The sequence below is a fragment of the Serratia sp. A07 genome (assembly GCF_058725505.1).
This window is the reverse complement of the sequence record NZ_JBZXDO010000127.1, coordinates 1-2,196: the sequence shown is the minus strand read 5'-3', so window position 1 is coordinate 2,196 and position 2,196 is coordinate 1. Positions and strand designations below refer to the sequence as shown.

Below are 2,196 nucleotides of genomic sequence, written 5' to 3'. Positions count from 1 at the left end.
CCCTGCCGGCCACCGCCTGCGGGGCGTTTCCCGTGGGCGCAATCCAGGAACACGGACGCCGGGCACGCGCCGGCAGCGTGATACCGGCCCAAAAACCGCACAACCCACGACAAAAAACGCCGATGTCGGCTACTGGCCAGGCCGTGCAACGTCGACAATATCATTAACTCCGTCATTAACTTCGAACAAGCAGTTAACTTCGAACACGCCGACCGCATACTGATTAACTTCGAACGTTACTCCTGAACAAAACAAGCCCTTTAAAAAGGGAGTATCCATCGCACAGGCTGACGCCAGTGCAGGTGTAGTACCTCCCTCACGTTGTTCGGGCAAAAACCATACGCTGCAGAAAAACTGCCTACTGTCGCTAAACTAGTCACTCACGAAAACCGCTCCATGCCCGCCTGGCCAACACAGAGACCGTCTCCTGCAGAAATCTCCTGGCCAGACCCCGATTTAGTCAAAACCGGCCCGCTGACGCCGAACCATTCGCCGAACTCTGCAGCTCTTCAGCACCGAGCATCAGCACCGCATCATTGGCATGACCACCAAACACCCGACCCACCCTGAAAAGCGCCGCCGCCCCCCGGCCGAAGGCCGGGGAACTGTGTCGCTTTTATGATGAGTGTTGTAACTAAAGTGTTAGGTGTCGCTGTGGGTGGTGGCGCTTTAGGGGTTGGTGTACACGCCCGTAAGCGCCCTTACAGGCCGCTAACGCGGAGATACGCCCCGCCTCTGGCGGGTCCACTCCGACGGCGTAATGAAGCTTAGGTGTAACTTTTAGCGGGGTTGGCTTGGCAGGGAGGTGAGTGGGTGCGGTGAAACCTATCAAACCCGAACCGGCTGCGCCGGGCTACCGGCGCCCCTTGCCTGTGGGTGTCCTTTTGGGCTGCGGCTGGCGCCTTCATGCGCGGAGCGCATATGATAAGTCAAGCTATGATATTTAAATATTTATTTAAATAAATATTTATAGGTTTACACTCAAATCGTTATGCGTTAGTCTAAGAGTGATTATTCTTTAATTATTTATTTAAATATTTATTTAACGGAGTTTATACGATGACCCTTTCAGTAGCCTTCGCCTCCGGTAAAGGAGGTGTTTCAAAATCAACCCTAGCGCGTGCTTTAGGTGTGTCATATGCGAAATCGGATTGGTCAGTACTCGGTGCCGATTTAGATATAGGGCAAGCAACTATGGCTAACTGGATGCGCAGACGTATCAGTAACAATATTGATCCTGTTTTTGACGTTCAATCATTTGGCTCACCATCCCTAGTTAAGAGAAAAATAGATAGCGGTACGTGGGATATAGTTGTGCTGGATTGCGCCGCATTTGCTTCAAAATCTACTATAGAGATTGCTCACATCGTAGATCTGATGGTTATCCCTACGCGATTCAGTTTAGATGATTTAGAGTCCACAGTGAGCACAGCTAACAGCCTAGTACACGCCGGAGTCCCTATTAGCAAATTGGCTATTACATTCAGTGCTGTAGCAGAGAACGCACAGGACTATGAGGATGCCAAGGCATACATAGGGCAAACCCCTTATTTTAGTGTCGATGGGTATATTCCACAGAAGCCAGCTCTCAGCAAAACACAGGATATCGGTCGAAGCATTATTGAATGTGCCTATGTTTCGCCGCGCGAAAGGGCTGATAATGTTATTCAGGGAATTATCGATCGGTTAGAACATCTAACAAATTAAAGAATTAAAGAATTAAAGAATTAAAGAATTAAAGAATTAAAGAATTGTATAAATCGTTAATAAGGAGTGTGTAATGGCAGGTCCAACGAAGCCAGTAAGAAAAGGGAAAGGAATCCCCCCAACGCTGACCCAGACATCTATCAGCGTTGAAACAACCACCAAAGCTGGCAGAGAGTCTAAAGGTGGCAAGGCTATGAACTTTAATGTAGATCCTGAGTTTTTCACTGATTACAAAACGTTTGCGACAATGAACAACTTGAGTATGAAAGAGCTGTTAGAAAAGTCATATGCAGAGTATAAAAAGAACCACGGATGATTGCGCTTTGTTTAATGCGCCTTGGGTATTGAATCCCAACGGGTAGTCCACGCCGGTGATAGCATCCCCCGCTTCATCTTCCAACTTTCGGGCTTGATGGTTAGGAAACTCAATCGCCCCTTTTTGAGTTTCCTAACCATGAATTCAGGAAAAGGATCTCTCCATATAGTGAG

3 protein-coding genes are annotated in these 2,196 nt (G+C 48.2%); 2 read left to right on the top strand and 1 reads right to left on the bottom strand.

Annotation, left to right across the window (positions count from 1 at the left end; translation table 11 throughout):
• Window positions 1-1,059 precede the first annotated feature (1,059 nt).
• Entirely contained in the window at window positions 1,060-1,707 is a 648-nt protein-coding gene (locus AC4PR2_RS28460) for a ParA family protein (RefSeq protein ID WP_492175996.1), read from the top strand.
• Between the two features lie 73 nt (window positions 1,708-1,780).
• The gene (locus tag AC4PR2_RS28455) at window positions 1,781-2,023 is read left to right on the top strand and encodes a hypothetical protein (protein WP_492175995.1); all 243 of its coding nucleotides are present in this window, start codon (window positions 1,781-1,783) and stop codon (window positions 2,021-2,023) included.
• An 11-nt stretch (window positions 2,024-2,034) separates the two neighbouring features.
• On the opposite strand, the gene AC4PR2_RS28450 is transcribed toward AC4PR2_RS28455, so the two are convergent.
• Window positions 2,035-2,163 carry a DUF4113 domain-containing protein gene (locus AC4PR2_RS28450; protein ID WP_492175997.1) on the bottom strand — a complete coding sequence of 43 codons (129 nt, stop codon included), beginning with the start codon at window positions 2,161-2,163 and terminating at the stop codon, window positions 2,035-2,037.
• Window positions 2,164-2,196: the final 33 nt, after the last annotated feature.